This window comes from Rhodoferax sp. LS1R11 (assembly GCF_056521395.1).
The window spans coordinates 198,832-215,622 of sequence record NZ_JBWMAW010000002.1; the positions used below are offsets into that span (position 1 = coordinate 198,832).

16 protein-coding genes are annotated in these 16,791 nt (G+C 59.4%); 7 read left to right on the forward strand and 9 right to left on the reverse strand.

Annotated features, from left to right (window positions below):
- Positions 1-18: 18 nt before the first annotated feature.
- Positions 19-267: a hypothetical protein gene (locus AC097N_RS03610; RefSeq protein WP_479579375.1), complete on the forward strand. Its 249-nt coding sequence runs from the start codon at positions 19-21 to the stop codon at positions 265-267.
- Between the two features lie 22 nt (positions 268-289).
- On the opposite strand, the gene AC097N_RS03615 is transcribed toward AC097N_RS03610, so the two are convergent.
- From AC097N_RS03615 to AC097N_RS03630, 4 genes are all read right to left on the reverse strand, one after another.
- Positions 290-1,267: a Bug family tripartite tricarboxylate transporter substrate binding protein gene (locus AC097N_RS03615; protein ID WP_479579376.1), complete on the reverse strand. Its 978-nt coding sequence runs from the start codon at positions 1,265-1,267 to the stop codon at positions 290-292.
- A gap of 30 nt (positions 1,268-1,297) precedes the next feature.
- The gene (gene tcuB / locus AC097N_RS03620) at positions 1,298-2,482 is read right to left on the reverse strand and encodes a tricarballylate utilization 4Fe-4S protein TcuB (protein WP_479579377.1); all 1,185 of its coding nucleotides are present in this window, start codon (positions 2,480-2,482) and stop codon (positions 1,298-1,300) included.
- Positions 2,469-3,878 (reverse strand): FAD-dependent tricarballylate dehydrogenase TcuA, encoded by a 1,410-nt coding sequence (tcuA, locus tag AC097N_RS03625; protein WP_479579578.1) that lies wholly within the window; start codon positions 3,876-3,878, stop codon positions 2,469-2,471. The genes tcuB and tcuA overlap by 14 nt, the downstream gene beginning before the upstream one ends.
- Positions 3,879-3,959: 81 nt before the next feature.
- Entirely contained in the window at positions 3,960-4,907 is a 948-nt protein-coding gene (locus AC097N_RS03630; RefSeq protein ID WP_479579378.1) for a LysR family transcriptional regulator, read from the reverse strand.
- Between the two features lie 21 nt (positions 4,908-4,928).
- On the opposite strand from AC097N_RS03630, the gene mnmA reads away from it, so the two are divergent.
- Positions 4,929-6,053 (forward strand): tRNA 2-thiouridine(34) synthase MnmA, encoded by a 1,125-nt coding sequence (gene mnmA, locus AC097N_RS03635; RefSeq protein ID WP_479579379.1) that lies wholly within the window; start codon positions 4,929-4,931, stop codon positions 6,051-6,053.
- Between the two features lie 69 nt (positions 6,054-6,122).
- On the opposite strand, the gene AC097N_RS03640 is transcribed toward mnmA, so the two are convergent.
- From AC097N_RS03640 to AC097N_RS03660, 5 genes are all read right to left on the reverse strand, one after another.
- A complete protein-coding gene (locus tag AC097N_RS03640) occupies positions 6,123-6,413 on the reverse strand; it encodes a metal-sensing transcriptional repressor (protein ID WP_479579380.1) in 291 nt (96 codons plus the stop codon).
- Positions 6,414-6,491: 78 nt separating this feature from the next.
- The gene (locus tag AC097N_RS03645) at positions 6,492-6,716 is read right to left on the reverse strand and encodes a YgaP family membrane protein (RefSeq protein ID WP_479579381.1); all 225 of its coding nucleotides are present in this window, start codon (positions 6,714-6,716) and stop codon (positions 6,492-6,494) included.
- Entirely contained in the window at positions 6,713-6,931 is a 219-nt protein-coding gene (locus AC097N_RS03650; protein ID WP_479579382.1) for a hypothetical protein, read from the reverse strand. Before AC097N_RS03650 ends, AC097N_RS03645 begins: the two co-directional genes overlap by 4 nt.
- Entirely contained in the window at positions 6,932-10,192 is a 3,261-nt protein-coding gene (locus AC097N_RS03655) for an efflux RND transporter permease subunit (RefSeq protein ID WP_479579383.1), read from the reverse strand.
- A 7-nt stretch (positions 10,193-10,199) separates the two neighbouring features.
- A complete protein-coding gene (locus tag AC097N_RS03660; protein WP_479579384.1) occupies positions 10,200-11,282 on the reverse strand; it encodes an efflux RND transporter periplasmic adaptor subunit in 1,083 nt (360 codons plus the stop codon).
- Between the two features lie 211 nt (positions 11,283-11,493).
- Here AC097N_RS03660 and AC097N_RS03665 point away from each other — a divergent pair, with 211 nt between their 5' ends.
- From AC097N_RS03665 to AC097N_RS03685, 5 genes are all read left to right on the forward strand, one after another.
- Positions 11,494-11,817, forward strand: coding sequence for a hypothetical protein (locus AC097N_RS03665; protein WP_479579385.1), 324 nt, complete (start codon positions 11,494-11,496; stop codon positions 11,815-11,817).
- 35 nt (positions 11,818-11,852) lie between these two features.
- Positions 11,853-14,036: a type I secretion system permease/ATPase gene (locus tag AC097N_RS03670; RefSeq protein WP_479579386.1), complete on the forward strand. Its 2,184-nt coding sequence runs from the start codon at positions 11,853-11,855 to the stop codon at positions 14,034-14,036.
- Positions 14,036-15,448, forward strand: a complete 1,413-nt coding sequence (locus tag AC097N_RS03675) for an HlyD family type I secretion periplasmic adaptor subunit (RefSeq protein WP_479579387.1) — start codon at positions 14,036-14,038, stop codon at positions 15,446-15,448. Before AC097N_RS03670 ends, AC097N_RS03675 begins: the two co-directional genes overlap by 1 nt.
- Positions 15,445-16,083 carry a response regulator transcription factor gene (locus tag AC097N_RS03680; protein WP_479579388.1) on the forward strand — a complete coding sequence of 213 codons (639 nt, stop codon included), beginning with the start codon at positions 15,445-15,447 and terminating at the stop codon, positions 16,081-16,083. Before AC097N_RS03675 ends, AC097N_RS03680 begins: the two co-directional genes overlap by 4 nt.
- 93 nt (positions 16,084-16,176) lie before the next feature.
- A partial coding sequence (locus AC097N_RS03685) for a retention module-containing protein (protein ID WP_479579389.1) occupies positions 16,177-16,791 on the forward strand: 615 nt, incomplete at its 3' end.

The window sequence follows — 16,791 nt, forward strand, 5'->3', positions numbered from 1 at the left end:
AAAAACAGCACACTGGGCTTGGGAGCTACTTTCCCTGTCAGCCCAAGTACCGACCTGATCCTGGTGCATTACCGTGTGGACCGCACCCGAACAACAAGGGTTGACGATGGGTTTAACCGCACCTTTGCTTTTCTGGAATACAAATTATCCAAACGTAGCCGCCTGTATGCCGAACTGGACCAAACCAGTTGGAAGGACGGCTACCAGGGCACCGGCCTGCCCAGCAGTGCCAGCGGCGTGTCACTGGGCGTGGTTCACAGCTTCTGAACAGCAGGAACCTGACGGCCCCTCAATCAGCCGTGATCTTGCGTTCACGGACGATGCGGCCCCAGGTGCTGGTTTCACTGGCCATATAACGCGCCAGTTCCTCACGACCGCCGGGGGCGGGCGTGAGGCCGTGCTTGAGCAGGGCCTCACGCACGTCAGGCGCGTTCAGCACCTTGACCAACTCCAGATTCCAGCGGTCCAGCAGAGGCTTGGGCGTCTTGCCGGGGGCCACAAAAGCGTACCAATTCAGGGCGTTGAAACCGGGGTAGCCCGACTCCGCAATGGTGGGCACGTTGGGCATGAAGGCGGGCCGTGCCAAACCCGTGGTGGCCAGCGGGATGAGCTTGCCTGAATCGATATGCGGACCTGCGGTAGATGGCGTCGAATAGTAGGCAGCAACGCGGCCTCCCAGCAAGTCCTGCAAGGCGGGCGCACCGCCCTTGTAGGGGATGTGCACCGTCTCAATTCCCGCCCGGTCGTTGAACAACTCGCCAGCAAGATGAGACGCTGATCCGGCTCCGGTGGAAGCGAAATCAAGGAACCCGGGCTTTTGTTTGGCCAGTGCCACGAACTCGCCCAAGGTCTTGACCTTGAGACCCGCATGCACGACGAGGACATTGGGAAAGTTGACCCCCATGGTGATAGGTGCGAGGTCGCGCACCGGGTCATAGGCCAGCTTCATCAAATGCGGGGCAATGGTCAGCGGGCCAACCGAGCCGAACAGGATGGTGGCGCCATCGGGCGCGGCATTGGCCACAAATTGGTGGGCGATGTTGCCCCCGGCGCCGGGCTTGTTGTCCACCAGCACGGCCTGGCCGATGTTCTCGCTCACTTTTTTGGCGATCACACGGGCAGCGGTGTCTGCGGCACCGCCCGCAGCAAAACCAACCACCAGGCTCACTGGCTTTTTGTGTGGAAAGTCTTGCGCATGGACTGGCGCGGTGAATATCGGCAACACAGCCAGCGTCGCGCAGGCCTGAAGCAATTGGCGTTTTTTCATTTTGTCTCCGTCATTGTTAAGAAAGAAAAATCAATCGGCACCCAGACCCACCGGGTTGGGCTGGCGCTTTTCCACGGCGTGGCGCAGGAGTGAAGCCGTTCGAAAAATCCCGTGGGCGAACTTGCCGTAAGGCAAGGTGGCAAACAGCGCCATCACCACGCCGAGGTGCACCGCCAGCAGCGCTGGCAAGGCCTCCGTGCTGCGCGCCAGCCAGAGCGCCAGACCCGAGGCACTGGTAAAAAATAGCAGGGCGATAAAACCCAGGTCCATGGGCTTTTGGGCTGCATCACCGTGTTGCGGGTGGCGCTGCAGGTTCAGTTTGAACAGGCCCGTCGTGCCCAGCAACAGGCTCACGCCACCGACGACGCCCAACAGCTTGGGCAGGCTGGGCAGGTCATAGGGCGCAGCCCAGCCAAAGACGTAGTGGTACACGGTGGCCAGGCTGGTGGCGGCAAAGCACAGCATGAAGCCGTAAAAGGTCAGGTGGTGGGCGCGCTGGCGTGACAGGGTGTAGGCGTCGTCTTCGTTGTGGCAGCCGTCGCCATGGCCGCCGTCCAGGTACTTCAGTCGCAGCACGTCGCCGGTCGCTTCGACGGCGGCAGGCGAGGTGACGGGCAGGCCCGAGGTGGCGGGCGTCACATCGCGCCAGAAACGCCGCACGCCCAGGCCCAGTGCCAGCACCGCCCACAGGAACACCGGGGCAAACATGCCCACCAGCAAGTTGTGCGGGAACAAGTTGTAGAAGTTGCCGCGCAGGCCGCCACCCCACAGCGCGCCGTTGAGCGCCAGCGCCAGCAACAGAAAGATCGCCAGCCCGGCCGCCAAGGCCAGCGACAGGGTCAAGCCATTGCGCTGGTACAGCTTGCCCAGCGCAGGTGGCCAGGCGTAATCCACATAGGTTTGGGCCCGGACTTTGGCCATGGACTGTGGCACATTCACCGCGAACTCGTGTGGCGGCGCGTACTGACAGGCGTGCAGGCAAGCGCCGCAGTTGTGGCACAGGTTAGCCAGGAAGTGGATATCGGCCTTGCCAAACTCCAGTCGGCGCGTCATGGCCGGAAACACGGCACAAAAGCCTTCGCAATAGCGGCAGGCGTTGCAGATTTGCATCTGGCGGGCCACCTCGGCCTCGGGCGCGCTCAAGACGACATCGCCCACCCAGCCACCATGGGCCAGTGTGACGGCGTCGCGGGTCAATGCTTCAAGCTGCTGCATGATTTACTCCTGATTTCATAGCTACCCGCGCAGACTGGACGCCGGCTATACGCCCAAATGCCGTCCCAATGGACATGCCCACGCCGGCGGTGTAGCCCCGGCCCAGCACGTTGCCGGCCATCATTTCGCCGGCCACAAACAGGTTGCCGCTGGGTACACCGCCAAATGACACGACCGCGGTTTCATCGGTCTTGAGGCCCAGGTAGGTGAAGGTGACACCAGGCTTGAGGGCGTAGCCGTGAAACGGGGCTTTGTCGACCGGGCGGGCCCAGTGCGTCTTGGCCGGTGCCAGTTGCTTGGTGTGGCAATCGTCCAGCACGGTGTGGTCAAAAGTGCCCACCCGGCAGGCGACGTTGTAGTCGTTCAGGGTCTGCATGAAGGTGACGGCATCCAGGCCCAGCTTTTCCCCTAGCTCGGGCAGGGAGTCAGCCCGCACGCCGGGAAATACGGGCGGCATGAAGCGGCCAGCGGCCTTGGCATCAATGATGGAATACGCCATCTGCCCCGGCTGCTGCGCCACCAGGCGGCCCCAGATGGCGTAGCGCTTGGGCCAGAAATCCTCGCCCTCGTCGTAGAAGCGGCGGCCCTCACGGTTGACCACCACGCCCAGCGACACGCAGTCGATGCGGGTGCAGATGCCGCCGTCATACAAAGGGGCACGGGCGTCAATGGCCACCATGTGCGCCTGGGTGGGGTCGCCTATGGTGTCAGCCCCGGCCTGCAGCAATTGCTTGAGCAACACGCCCTGGTTGAAGCGGGTGCCGCGGATGGCAAAGTTGTCCGAGGGCCATTCGCCGCGTTCGTTTTGCCCCCAGGCCTCGCGCAGCCACTCGCGGTTGGACTCAAAACCACCGGCGGCCAGCACGCAGGCCTTGGCGGTGATGCGCTCTGGGCCCACATGGGCGGCCACAAACCGGCCGTCCTGGAGTTCCAGCCGGTCCACCGGCGCGTTGTAGCGAATCTGCACGCCCAGCTTCTCGGCACTGCGGTAATAGGCGTTAACCAGCGCCTTGCCGCCGCCCATGAAAAAGGCATTGGTACGACTCAGGTGCAGCGTGCCGGAAAGCGAGGGCTGAAAATGCACACCGTGGTGGCGCATCCAGTCGCGACAATGGCCCGACGCGCGAATGGTGAGCCGGGCCAGCGCTTCGTTGGTCTGGCCGCCGGTGACCTTGAGCAGGTCTTGCCAGAACTCTTCTTCGGGATAAGCGTCCGTCAGCACGTCTTGCGGCGCGTCGTGCATGCAGCGCAGGTTGCGCGTGTGGGCCGAATTGCCGCCCCGCCACTCACGCGGCGCGGCCTCCAGCAGCATCACGCTGGCACCCGCCTCGCGCGCCATCAAGGCCGCGCACAAGGCGGCGTTGCCGCCCCCAATGATCAACACATCTGGATTCACAGTCACCTCACCGTTTGCAGGAAGGAGCCGACTTTAGGTGTCAGGCAGGTGTTTGGTCAGACCCGCTTCGCGATGGGGGCATCACAAATTGTGATGGATCAACCGGGCGCCCTCCCACGCCCCTGATCGCACCAGTTCGCAGGCGCAGTCGGCCAGCACCACGCGGGTGGCCAATGCTGCGGGCGAGAGTTCGTCGTCCGAGAGGCTGCACAGCGCGTTGGCGCGCAGCACCTGCTCGTCGGCAATCTCGGCCCATTGAAGGCGCCGGGCGGCATTCGACACCCGTCCCAGCGCCGCCCAAGGCTGCACCGTGCTGCCCAGCCCGGCACACACGGCATCCATCAGCATGGTCAGCGAATCAATTTCGGCCACCAGATGGGGTTTGATGTCGGCCCGGGCAAATGCGGCGTCCAGCGTGCTGCGAAGACCGTGGCTGCCGGTGGGCAAGATAAGCGGCACACCTTTGAGTTGCGCCATGCGGGTCGAACCGTGCACCGTGTCCGGCGGGACATTGCCCGCCGGGTGCGCCTGCATCAAATACAGCTTTTCTTCCAGCAAGGGCATCACGCTCCAGCGCCGGGCTACACCGGTATCAAACAGGACAGCCAGGTCCAGTTGCCGCGAATTGAGCATGCTGGTCAGATGGCCGGACATGCTCTCCACCAGATGCAGGCGAACATCGGGGTAGCGCGCGCGCATGGCCTGCATGAGCGGCACACCCAGCACCACGGCGGTGGTGGAGGCCAGCCCCACGCTCACCGTACCGCTCAGGCGCGATTGCTGGGCAGCACGCACGGCCTGCTCGGCATGGCGCAAGGTGAGCTGCGCCTCCCGGAAAAACGCCAGCCCGGCCTCGGTGGGCACCACGCCCTTGCTGCTGCGTTGCAGGAGACGCGTGGAGAGTTCGCTTTCAAGGCGGCTGATTTGCTGGCTCAGGGCGGACTGCACCAGGTCCAGCTCCAGCGCAGCGCGGCTCATGCTGCCGATTTCGACCACACGGACAAAGTAACGGAGTTGACGGAGTTCCATGCCGGGGATAATCGCACACCTATGGACAAGCAAAACATTGGACAACGGGTGGTGGTGGGTTTGAGCGGGGGCGTGGACTCTGCCGTCACGGCGTGGCTGCTGAAGCAGCAGGGCTACGAGGTCATTGGCATCTTCATGAAGAACTGGGAGGATGACGACGACTCCGAGTACTGCTCGTCCAACATCGATTTTGTGGATGCAGCGGCGGTCGCGGACGTGATTGGCATTGAGATCGAACACGTCAACTTTGCCGCCGAATACAAGGACCGGGTGTTTGCCGAGTTTCTGCGCGAGTACAGCAGCGGGCGCACGCCCAACCCCGATATTCTGTGCAACGCCGAAATCAAGTTCAAGTCCTTCCTGGACCACGCAATGCGCCTGGGGGCGGAGAAAATCGCCACCGGCCACTATGCCCGCGTACGCCTGAACGAGGTCTCCGGCCAACACGAGTTGCTCAAGGGGCTGGACCCGTCCAAAGACCAGAGTTACTTTTTGCACCGGCTAAACCAAGCGCAGCTCTCCAAAACGCTGTTCCCGGTGGGTGAACTGCACAAGACCGAGGTGCGCCGGATTGCGGCCGAGATCGGTTTGCCGAACGCGAAAAAGAAAGACTCCACCGGCATCTGTTTCATTGGCGAGCGGCCATTCCGGGACTTTTTGAACCAGTACATCGCCAAGGAGCCCGGCCCCATCAAGGATGAAAAAGGCCGCACCATCGGCCAGCATGTCGGCCTGAGCTTTTACACCCTGGGCCAGCGCCAGGGCTTGGGCATCGGGGGACTCAAGGCCAAAGGCGCCCAGAAAGGCGGCGGCGAACATGCGCCCTGGTTTGTGGCCCGCAAGGACATGGAGAAAAACATCCTGTGGGTGGTCCAGGGCCACGATCACCCGTGGCTGCAGTCACACACCCTGCACGCGCAGGACGCCAGTTGGGTGGCGGGCGTGGCGCCAGCGGCGGGACTACTGACCGCCAAAACCCGATACCGGCAGGCCGATGCACCTTGCACGCTGGCAGTCGGGGCGGGCGAGGGCTTCAGCCTGCACTTTGCCGACCCGCAGTGGGCGGTGACGCCGGGTCAGTCTGCCGTGCTGTATGAGGGCGACGTGTGTCTGGGCGGCGGCGTGATTGCGTCGTCATCCATCTGACTATTGCTATTAAATTAATAGCTACATCCGCACGATATACCTTGGCTACAGGCCATTCAGGCATAAAAATTAACCCATGCGGGCCAGCATCGCCTCCATGTCTTTGAGCATGAGGTTGATGCCCGCCTGCTGCGACTCGTCGGGATGGAGGCAGGCTTGAATCTCCTGCTCCATGAAGCACAGCGTCATGCGCAGATAGGTACTGTCGAGCGCTTTGCGCACCGCCGAGAACTGCTGCCCGATCTTGAGACAGCTCTCGCCTTCCTCGATCATGCGCTGAACACCCCGAATTTGCCCCTCAGCCCGGCGTAGTCGGTTGAGCACCTCGGTGCGGGCGGCGGCATCAGTCAAAACAGTCATTTCTTTCTCCTATCAGCGAATTTTCTCACTTCAGGCGCGCACCCTGCACATCGACGACTTCAATCACACCCCGCAGGCTCAATTGGCACAGCCAATTTTTGATTCAGGCACCCCCAGTTTTTTCAGAATGATGCCCAGCGGGCAAAAATTGGTAAACCCGGACTGAAACAGGTTGGCGCCCACAAACGCCGTGAAAGCCAGCGCCCATTTACTGACGAAAAAGGGACTCCCCTCCACGCCCAGCGCCAGTGAAATCATGATGAAAAGGCCGGCAAAAACCAGGATGTAGCGTTGAACGGTCATGGTGGAACTCCTTTGATAAAAATGGACAGGCGGCTTGCCTGCTTCAAGCGCTCAATACCCAGCAGCTTGAGCATGAAATACTTCTCGAAGGCAATGTCTTTGCACGCCAGATACGACGCAATCGGCAGGGTGATCTGCTCCTGCTCATGCAACCTATGCCCGCACCCATGATGACAATATGAGCCATGATTTGTCTCCTGCTGGTTGTAGTTCATTCACGTGGGGTGGACCTTGAGCGTGTTCGCGTCTGTGCGCGATTCCATGCGACGCCGGTACAAGGCGTAGTAGAGGACCGGAATGACCACCAGCGTGAGCAGGGTGGACACCAGAATGCCAAAGATGAGTGAGACGGCCAGCCCGTTAAAGATCGGATCATCCAGAATGAAAAAGGCCCCGATCATGGCCGCCAGCCCGGTCAGGGCAATGGGTTGGGCGCGCACCGCAGCGGATTGCACCACCGCGTCTTTGAAGGCCATGCCCTGGCTGATTTGCAACTCAATAAAGTCCACCAGCAGAATCGAATTCCGCACGATGATGCCGGCCAGCGCAATCATGCCAATCATGGACGTGGCCGTGAACTGCGCCCCCATCAGGGCGTGACCCGGCATGACGCCGATGAGGGTGAGCGGAATCGGCGCCATGATGACCAGCGGCGTCAAATAGCTGCGAAATTGCGCCACCACCAGCAGATAAATCAGGATCAGGCCCACGCCATAGGCGGCACCCATGTCACGAAAGGTCTCGTAGGTAATCTGCCATTCACCATCCCATTTGATGGCGTACTGGCGGTACGGGTCGGGGGGCTGCCGAACCCAGAACTCACCCAGACTGCCCGTGTCTGGCAAGGCGGCCGCCGCGAGTTTGCTGCGGATGGCAAACAGACCATACAGGGGCGAATCCAGCTTGCCCGCCATGTCGCCAAAGACGTAGCTCACCCCTTGCAGGTCTTTGGTGAACAGGGGTTTGTCAATGACCCCGCGCTCGACCTGAACCAGTTCAGACAAGGGAACCATCTGGCCATTGGCGGCGCGCAGGGGAATGGCGAGCACGGCATCAAGCCCGACCTGCGATGCCAAGGGGAGTTGCAGGCGCACCGGCACGGGGTATTTGCTTTGGCCATCGTGCAGGTACGCGGCGTCAGCACCCGACAGCGCCATGGCCACACTTTGTGCGACCACGGTCACTGGAATACCCAGCGACTCCGCCCGCTGCCGACGCACTCTCAAATAGGCCCGCGGCGCATTTTCCTTGAGCGAGGTGTCCACCCCGACGATGTCAGGGGTTTCTGCAAATGCGCTCGCTATCCGGCGGGCCAATTGTTGTCGACCCGCTTCGTCCGGACCATAAACCTCAGCCACCAGCGGTGACATGACGGGCGGGCCGGGAGGCACCTCAACCACTTTGATACGGGCGTTGTGCCTTAACCCAATCTTTTCGAGATCGGGGCGCAGGCGCTGGGCAATCACATGGCTTTTTTCAGTGCGATGGTGCTTGTCCACCAGGTTCACCTGCAAGTCACCCTGCTCGGCATCGGCACGCAGGTAGTACTGGCGGACCAGGCCATTGAAGGTGATGGGTGACGCCGTCCCCGCATAGGCTTGCAGGTTCAGCACGTCAGGTTGTTTCGCCAGAAAAGCGCCCAACTCATGCAGCGTGGCGGCCGTGTTTTCCAATGGGGTGCCGGCTGGCAGCTCGACGACCACCTGGAACTCGCTCTTGTTGTCAAAGGGAAGCATCTTCATGACCACCCACTGCACCAGCGTCAGGCCCACCGACAGCATCAGGGCCACCAGAATGCCCCCCAGCAGGAGCCAGCGTTTACGGGCACTCTCCAGAAATGGCGTCAGAACCCGGGCGAACAGGGTTTGCAATTTGGGCCCCAAACCTTGGGGTTGACCGTGATCCGACACCCCATGGCCGTGCGGCTTCATCAACTTCAAGGCGAGCCAGGGCGTGACGGTGAACGCGATGGCCAAAGACAGCGCCATGCCCAAACTGGAATTGATCGGAATCGGGCTCATGTAGGGGCCCATCAAGCCGGAGACAAATGCCATGGGCAGCAAAGCGGCAATGACCGTCAGCGTGGCCAGAATGGTGGGGCCACCCACCTCATCGACGGCCCTGGGGATGATGTCCTTGAGCGTGGCGTCCGGCGTCAACTGCTGATGCCGGTGGATGTTCTCGACCACCACAATGGCGTCGTCCACCAGAATGCCGATGGAGAAGATGAGTGCGAACAAAGAAACCCGGTTGAGCGTGAACCCCCAGGCCCACGAGGCAAACAGGGTGGCCGTGAGCGTCAGGATCACGGCAGCGCCGACAATCACCGCCTCCCGCCGACCCAATGCAAACCCCACGAGCAGAATCACCGAGCCGGTCGCAAAAGCCAGTTTTTGAATCAGCTTGTTGGCTTTTTCAGCGGCAGTCTCCCCGTAGTCCCGGGTGGTGGTGGCCTCGATATTGGCCGGAATGACAGTGTTGCGCAGGGCCTTGAGGCGCTCCCCCACCGCCCGCGACACGTCCACCGCGTTTTCGCCAGGCTTCTTGGTCACGGTGATGGTGACGGCCGGGTAGACACTGCCCGCCTCCGCCGTCGCGCCACCTGGTGAAAACCAGACATAACGTTGCGGTATCTTCGCGCTGGTTTCGATGCGCGCAACCTCACGCAGGTAGACCGGTAAACCCTGGCTGACGCCCACCACCAAGTCACCCACATCCTGTTCAGAGCGCAGGAATTCACCGGTTTCAACCGTCAGCAGTTGGGCTGTTTTCCCAGCCGTATCCAGCACAGTTCCGGAGGGCATGCCCATGTTCGACGCCGCCAATGACTGTTTGAGTCCAAGAATGTCCACACCCCGTTCGCGCAGACGAACCGGATCCAGCCAGACATGAACGGCTCGACCCGGACCGCCAATGGTCTGGACCTCACGTGTGCCCGCAACACGCTTGAGCTCAGTCTCTACCGCGTGCGCTACCCGCTCCAACTCATAAGCAGGCAAGGCGTCACGACTCCAGAGTGTGACGCCCACGACAGGCACGTCATCAATGCCTTTGGGCTTCACAATGGGCGTCAAGGTGCCCAAGTCACGCGGCAGCCAGTCCTGGTTGGCGTTCAGCACGTCATACAAGCGCACCAGGGCCTCGGTGCGGGGAACGCCCACCTTGAATTGCACGGTCAAGACCGCCACGCCAGGACGAGCGACGGAGTAGGTGTGCTCAATACCAGCCATCTGGCTCAAAGCTTGTTCAGCCGGTCGCGCGACCATGTTCTGCACATCGGCACTGCTGGCGCCCGGAAAAGGAATCAACACGTTCGCCATGGTGACGTTGATCTGCGGCTCTTCCTCGCGCGGCGTCACCATGACAGCAAACAGGCCTAACAACAAAGCCACCAACGCAAGCAGCGGCGTCAAGGCGTTGGACTGAAAAGATGCCGCGATGCGGCCCGAGATACCCAAGGGTGAGGCCTTCTTCATGCGCATATCATTTGCTGGCAGCAGGTCGCGCACCCGCCAACCCCGCCTTGACCGGGTCAACAGCCACCCGGTCACCGGCCTGAAGACCCGCCACCACCTCAACCCCATCAACGCCGCGATCGGACCCCAGGCGAATCGCCTTCAGTGCAAAACCTTTGTCCAACACGACATACACAGCGGTCAACTCACCCCGGCGCAACACGGCGGAGGCTGGCACGAGCACTCGGTCGGCCTGACTTCCTGCAAACCGGACCCGAACCTGTTGACCCGGCAACAAGGCCTTGGCCGCTTCAGAGGGGAGTTCCAGACGCCATTCGATGGTTTGAGAAACCGGGTCGGCATGGGGCACATTGCTGCTGGAAACAGGTCGAATCCAGCGGGCGCCACCCTCGGCGCCTGGCAGGAGCAACTCAACAGAGCCCGCCGCACGGGCCAAGGGGGCACGAGAAACAGGCACTTGAACAACCACTCGCAAGGGCAACGGGGCATACAAGGTGAGGAGGGGCTTCCCAGGAACAGCCAAGTCTCCCGCTTCAACATGCGTCTGCAGGACCCACCCTTCAAACAGGGCGGTCACACGGGTAAAGCCCTGCGCCAAGGCAGACTGCCTGGCACCGGCCGCTGCCTCATCCCGACCCGCCTGCGCGCCCTTCAATTGAGAATCGGCGGAATCCAGTGCCGCCGCACTGACAAAGCCCTTGGCCTGCAAATCCTTGGTGCGATTGAAATTGGCCTGCGCATTGCGCAGTTCGGCTTGCGCCTGCGCCACGTGCGCCTGACTGCGCTGCAAACTGGTCTGCGCCTCACGGTCGTCAATGGATGCCAGCAGTTGCCCCGCCTGCACTTTGTCGCCGGCTTTGACCAGCAGGGTGGCGATACGCCCCCCCGCTTGCGCGGAAACCGTGCTTTGCCGAACCGGCTGAATCACGCCATCCAGCTCAAAACCACCCCCAACCGCCCGCACCACGGCCGGTACGGTTGACACCTGAACCCCGCCTTGGGCTGCAGCCACCGTCATGCCAAGCGCACAAAGCCACGGCGCCGCCAGCCGGACAGGCTTCAAAAAGTGCAGGGATGCGATTGAACTCATAAACCACCTCAAATAAATACTGCATGCAGTATATATGCATACCCCATATAGTATTAAGACGGAAGAAATTTTGCCGATTAATACGTTAACCGCCTGTATGTTTTTTCGAGACGACGCGCTCGGTCAAAGAGAGATCAACCGAGTGATACCATCGTTTTCAGGACTGAGATACGGGAAAGAAAAACGCCCACCCACCCCTAGGCAAACACCGATGTTTCACGCTACCCGAAACGCTGATGGCACGATTCGATCCTTATCAAGAGAACCCCAACCAGGCAGCGAAATGCTCGATCAGCAGGCGCCGGATGTGCAGCAGTTTTTAAAAACAGGTTCAGCGGAGCCTTCGTTTGATACCGCAGATGCAGATTTTGTGCGGGTCATCGAAGACTTGATCGACACCCTCATCTTGAAAAACATCATCCGCCACACCGATCTTCCTGCAGCAGCCCAGAGAAAATTGATGCTCCGCAAAGGGTTGCGTAACCGCATGCAGGGGGCTCTCAATTTGCTGGGTGACGACGAGGGGCTCCTGTAATACGCGCCCGACACCCAATACATTACGCCGACCTCATGCCCACACCACTCCAGACAAGTCAAGAAACCGCTAATCCGCGTATTTGGCGGGTTGGTGAGCACAGCGCTCATTTCGATCCATTGCTCGACAGTGTGGTGGCCATTGCCAGAATTTATGGAATCGCCACGACAAAAGAGGCCTTGTCGGCAGGATTGCCGCTGGAAGAAAACCTGGTGACTCCGGCGTTGTTGCCGAGGGTGGCGGCAAGGGCCGGGCTGACGGCTAAATTGGCACGTCGGTCACTCACCGACTTGCGACCAGGCTTGCTGCCTGCCATCCTGCTCCTGAAGGACAAACAGGCCTGCCTTCTGCTGGAATGGCTGGATACGGGGGAGGCCCGGGTCAGATTTTCTGAAAACGGCGAATCGGCAGACACGCTGTCAAGGGCTGAGCTGGAAAGCCTTTTCGCAGGCATCGTCTTCTTCGTTCGCCCAGTGTTCAACTTCGATCCGCGCACACCAGACACCGGCGAGGTCAAGTCACGACACTGGTTCTGGAGCGTTGTGATGCAAAACTGGCGCCTTTACCGGGACAGCCTGCTGGCCGCGTTGCTGATCAACCTGTTTGCCTTGGCAACCCCCATGTTTTCCATGACCGTGTATGACCGCGTGGTGCCCAACCGCGCGGAAGAAACACTGTGGGTGCTGGCCATTGGCGTGCTGCTGATGATGATCTTCGACACCTCTTTGCGTGTTTTGCGCTCGTATATTCTGGACACCGCAGGCAAACGCATCGACGTGACCCTGTCCGCCAAAATCATGGAAAGGGTGCTGGGGCTCAAAATGGCTGATCGGCCTGCCTCGGTCGGCTCATTCGCAGCGAATCTCCGGGCTTTTGAATCGGTTCGTGACTTTGTGGCGTCTGCGTCTATCACCACCTTGGTTGATCTGCCATTTGTGCTGGTGTTTTTTGCGGTCATCGCATGGATATCACCCTGGCTACTGATTCCTCCGGTTTTTTGTATCGCCCTGTTGCTGCTGGCCTCCCTGGTTGTTCAGCAGAAGATGCAGGAGTTGGTCGATGTCACCCAGCGAGCAACGTCTCAACGCAATGCCACCCTGGTAGAGAGTCTGGTGGGAATAGAGACTATCAAGTTCATGGTCGCGGAGAGCAGTTTTCAGCGCAAATGGGAGCACTCCACCGTTTTCCTCGCTCAAAACGGGACCAAACTAAAGCTACTGTCGGCCATCATCATGAACTTCGCGCAGATGCTGCAACAGTTGGTGTCAGTGACGACGCTGGTGGTCGGCGTCTATCTGCTCATGGACAATCAAATCAGCATGGGTGCCATCATTGCGGCCTCCATGCTTGCTGGACGAGCGATGGCGCCGTTCGGACAAGTCGCAGGGCTCTTGATGCAATATCACAACGCAAAAAGCGGTCTGGCTTCGGTCGAGAAACACATGCAGACACAGCCGGAACGTCATGACGACGCCGCGTTTTTGCACCGCGCCGGGTTTCAGGGCACGATTGAATTCAAAAACGTCAGCTTCACCTATCCAGGGCAACAGCAAAGCGTTCTCAGCAAGGTTTCATTCAAGATCCAGGCGGGTGAAAAAGTTGCATTTATAGGTCGTGTCGGGTCAGGAAAATCAACGATTCAGCGCCTCATCCTCGGCTTGCATCAACCCACTGACGGCGCGATCCTGATTGACGGTATCGACATGCGCCAAATTGACCCCGCTGAACTGCGCCGTGCAGCCGGATTTGTGTCGCAGGACGTGAGCTTGTTTTACGGTACCTTGAAAGAGAACATCGCACTGGGGGCACCGTTTGCCGATGACCAGGATGTCATCGCCGCAGCCGAGGTTGCTGGCGTGACGGAGTTCGCCAACAGGCACCCACGCGGGTTTGACATGCTCATCGGAGAGCGTGGTGAATCCTTGTCGGGCGGACAACGCCAGGCGGTAGGAATTGCCCGCGCCGTTTTGAATGATTCTCCCATCCTGCTACTGGACGAGCCAAGCAGCGCGATGGACCACCAAAGTGAAGACATCCTGAAAGCTCGCTTGCGCCAATTTACGACTGGAAAAACGGTGGTTCTGGTGACCCATCGCACCTCGCTCCTGGAATTGGTTGACCGATTGATCGTCATTGACAACGGTCAGATCATGGCAGACGGACCCAAATCGCAAGTCGTCGAAGCCCTTCAGAGCGGCAGAATTGGCAAGGCTGCCTGATGGAAAAGACAACGCCACCCAGCCTTACCAATCGCCTCTGGCACACTTTTTACAAACGGTGCTCAGCCGCGATCGATGGTGTCCTGCAGGCCGGCGCAGGCCGGCAGAAGGAACTCGATGGCGACTTCGACGCCAATGCAGATTGGGCCATTGCCGAACAGACCCCACGGGGAGCTCGTATCCTGGTCTGGCTCAGCTTTGTCGTGGTGGCCATTTTGCTTTTGTGGGCGGCTTTTGCTGCGCTGGACGAAGTGACGCGTGGCGAAGGCAAGGTCATCCCATCCAGGCAAATACAGATTTTGCAAAGCATGGACGGAGGCATCGTCTCGGAGATTCTTGTCAGGGAGGGCCAGAGCGTCAAGATTGGCGATCTTCTGCTCAAGGTCGATCCCACACGAATGGTGTCTTCCCTGCGGGAGAACAGGTCTCAATATCTCTCACTCCTTGCAAAAGGAGCCCGGCTTAGAGCATTGGCAGACGGCGCACGATTTGCGCCACCTGCGGAGGTCGTCAAGGAGGCGCCTGAAATCGCGGAACAGGAGCGCACGCTTTATGAATCGCGCCGCTCGGAACTTGACGCAACCATCGGCGTGGCACGGCAGCAGTCGCTTCAAAGGTCACAAGAACTGATATCGGTCAAGGCGCGCAGAGAGCAAGCATCCCAAAGTTTCAACCTGACTGCGCGGGAGCTTGAAATGACTCGCCCCCTCGTTAAAACGGGCGCCGTGTCGGATGTAGAACTTCTGCGCCTGGAACGTGATGTTGCAAGATTCCGGGGGGAGCGTGACAGCGCAAGCTCGGACATACCCAGACTGGAATCGTCGGTCACAGAAGCCAACCGCAAGATACAGGAGGTCGAGCTGACTTTCAGGAATATTGCAAGATCGGAATTGAGCGAAACCAACGCGAAGCTCAATGCGCTATCCGAAGGCAGCACCGCGCTTGAGGACCGAGTGAAGCAGACCGACATACGCTCCCCCGTCAATGGTACGGTTAAGCAGCTGAAGGTCAACACGGTGGGAGGCGTAGTACAGCCGGGCAAAGACCTCATTGAAGTCGTTCCATCTGATGATGCACTTGTGCTTGAGGCACGCATTCTGCCCAGAGACATCGCTTTTTTAAGACCTGGTCAAAAAGCATTGGTCAAATTTACAGCCTATGACTACGCCATTTACGGCGGACTGGAAGCAACCCTGGAGCAAATCAGTGCGGACAGCGTTCTCGATGAAAAAGGAAATGCATTCTTTGTGGTCCGCGTAAGAACGCTTTCAAGCACTATCGGGACACAAAAATTCCCTATCATCCCCGGCATGGTGGCAGAAGTCGACATCCTCACAGGGAAGAAGTCAGTATTGGCTTACCTGTTGAAGCCAATTTTGAGAGCTAAAGCGAAAGCGATGACAGAACGATGAGCCGCACAGCAAAGTGCATTTTGGTCACGAATGACACGGGTCTGGTCGAACATTGGCAACGCGCCTTTCTATCAGACGACCCACACGTAATCAGTAGGTTTAATGACGTTTGCAACCTAGGCGCCACGGAAGATACGCAGGTCTGGATTGATTTGGCTATGCCTGGCGTTCCCACATGGGCCGATATGCAGTGGAAAGACATGTTGCATGGCCAAAAAATGAGGGTTGTGGCGGCAAGCTCCAACCCAAAGGATTCCGAAGCAATTACGGCACTTGACGCAGGCTGTGCAGCGTATTGCCACGCTTTTTCAGACTCACGTACGTTGGCACAGATCAGGCAAGTGGTGGAGGCTGGCCACGTCTGGATCGGTAAATCGTTGATGCAAAGACTGATTCACAGTGCCGGCAGCGCCCGTGCTCAAACACCTGTTGCCACAACGGACTGGGCAGACGGATTGACACAAAGGGAGCGGGAAGTCTCCGTCTTGGCTGCCAACGGAGCATCAAACCTGGCCATCGCACAAAGCTGCCACATTTCGGAACGAACCGTCAAAGCCCATTTGAGCGCGGTTTTTGCAAAACTGAACATCACCGATCGACTCCAACTTGCGTTAAGAGTTCACGGAATTAACTGATATCCAGAAAACCTGTACCTGAGGACAATATCTGTCCGCCATGTAGTGCTCTAAAGTAAGCAAATCTAATTTTGCTGAATTCCGGAGTTCCCTATGGCTACCAATCAAATCTCTGCCCAAGCGCGTGGCGTCGTCGTTATCTTGCAAGGAAACGCTTGGCTTGTTAGCACTGACGGCACCCGCAGAGCACTTAAAGTGGGCGATGCAGTTCAGGAAGGACAGCAGATCGTTACAGAAGAGGGGACCCAACTCGAATTGGCACTGCCTAATGGCCAACCTCTGGTGCTGACATCTGGCCGCGAGTTGCTGATAGAGGCAGATCTTCTGGGTACATCGCCCACAGACAAGACAGAAGCCGCATTGAAAGACCTCAATAGCGGAAGCAGTCAGATTGACAAAATCATTGCGGGTAACGGAGACCTATCGACTGACTTGGAACCAACGGCAGCCGGCCTTGGCGGGGGAGCATCCAATGACTCACATAGCTTTGTGCGTGTACTTCGGATCAATGAAGAGCTTACCCCACTGGCCTTGCAACGCAGTATTCAAACAGATAGCGTAGAGCAGTTTCAGTTCGGGAGCATTGCTCAAGTCATCACCGACAGCCTGCCTGTCGCCCTGGCGGACGCCAATTCGGTCACCGAGGACTCCGCCTTGGTGGCTTCGGGCTCCGTGCTCTCCAATGACACCGTCGGCGCCGATGCCAAT

Coding starts and splice junctions, on each gene's coding strand:
- AC097N_RS03615 (WP_479579376.1), bottom strand. CDS start 1,267: ATGAAAAAACGCCAATTGCTTCAGGCCTGCGCGACGCTGGCTGTGTTG.
- tcuB (WP_479579377.1), bottom strand. CDS start 2,482: ATGCAGCAGCTTGAAGCATTGACCCGCGACGCCGTCACACTGGCCCAT.
- AC097N_RS03630 (WP_479579378.1), bottom strand. CDS start 4,907: ATGGAACTCCGTCAACTCCGTTACTTTGTCCGTGTGGTCGAAATCGGC.
- mnmA (WP_479579379.1), top strand. CDS start 4,929: ATGGACAAGCAAAACATTGGACAACGGGTGGTGGTGGGTTTGAGCGGG.
- AC097N_RS03640 (WP_479579380.1), bottom strand. CDS start 6,413: ATGACTGTTTTGACTGATGCCGCCGCCCGCACCGAGGTGCTCAACCGA.
- AC097N_RS03645 (WP_479579381.1), bottom strand. CDS start 6,716: ATGACCGTTCAACGCTACATCCTGGTTTTTGCCGGCCTTTTCATCATG.
- AC097N_RS03650 (WP_479579382.1), bottom strand. CDS start 6,931: ATGAACTACAACCAGCAGGAGACAAATCATGGCTCATATTGTCATCAT.
- AC097N_RS03655 (WP_479579383.1), bottom strand. CDS start 10,192: ATGAAGAAGGCCTCACCCTTGGGTATCTCGGGCCGCATCGCGGCATCT.
- AC097N_RS03660 (WP_479579384.1), bottom strand. CDS start 11,282: ATGAGTTCAATCGCATCCCTGCACTTTTTGAAGCCTGTCCGGCTGGCG.
- AC097N_RS03665 (WP_479579385.1), top strand. CDS start 11,494: ATGTTTCACGCTACCCGAAACGCTGATGGCACGATTCGATCCTTATCA.
- AC097N_RS03670 (WP_479579386.1), top strand. CDS start 11,853: ATGCCCACACCACTCCAGACAAGTCAAGAAACCGCTAATCCGCGTATT.
- AC097N_RS03675 (WP_479579387.1), top strand. CDS start 14,036: ATGGAAAAGACAACGCCACCCAGCCTTACCAATCGCCTCTGGCACACT.
- AC097N_RS03680 (WP_479579388.1), top strand. CDS start 15,445: ATGAGCCGCACAGCAAAGTGCATTTTGGTCACGAATGACACGGGTCTG.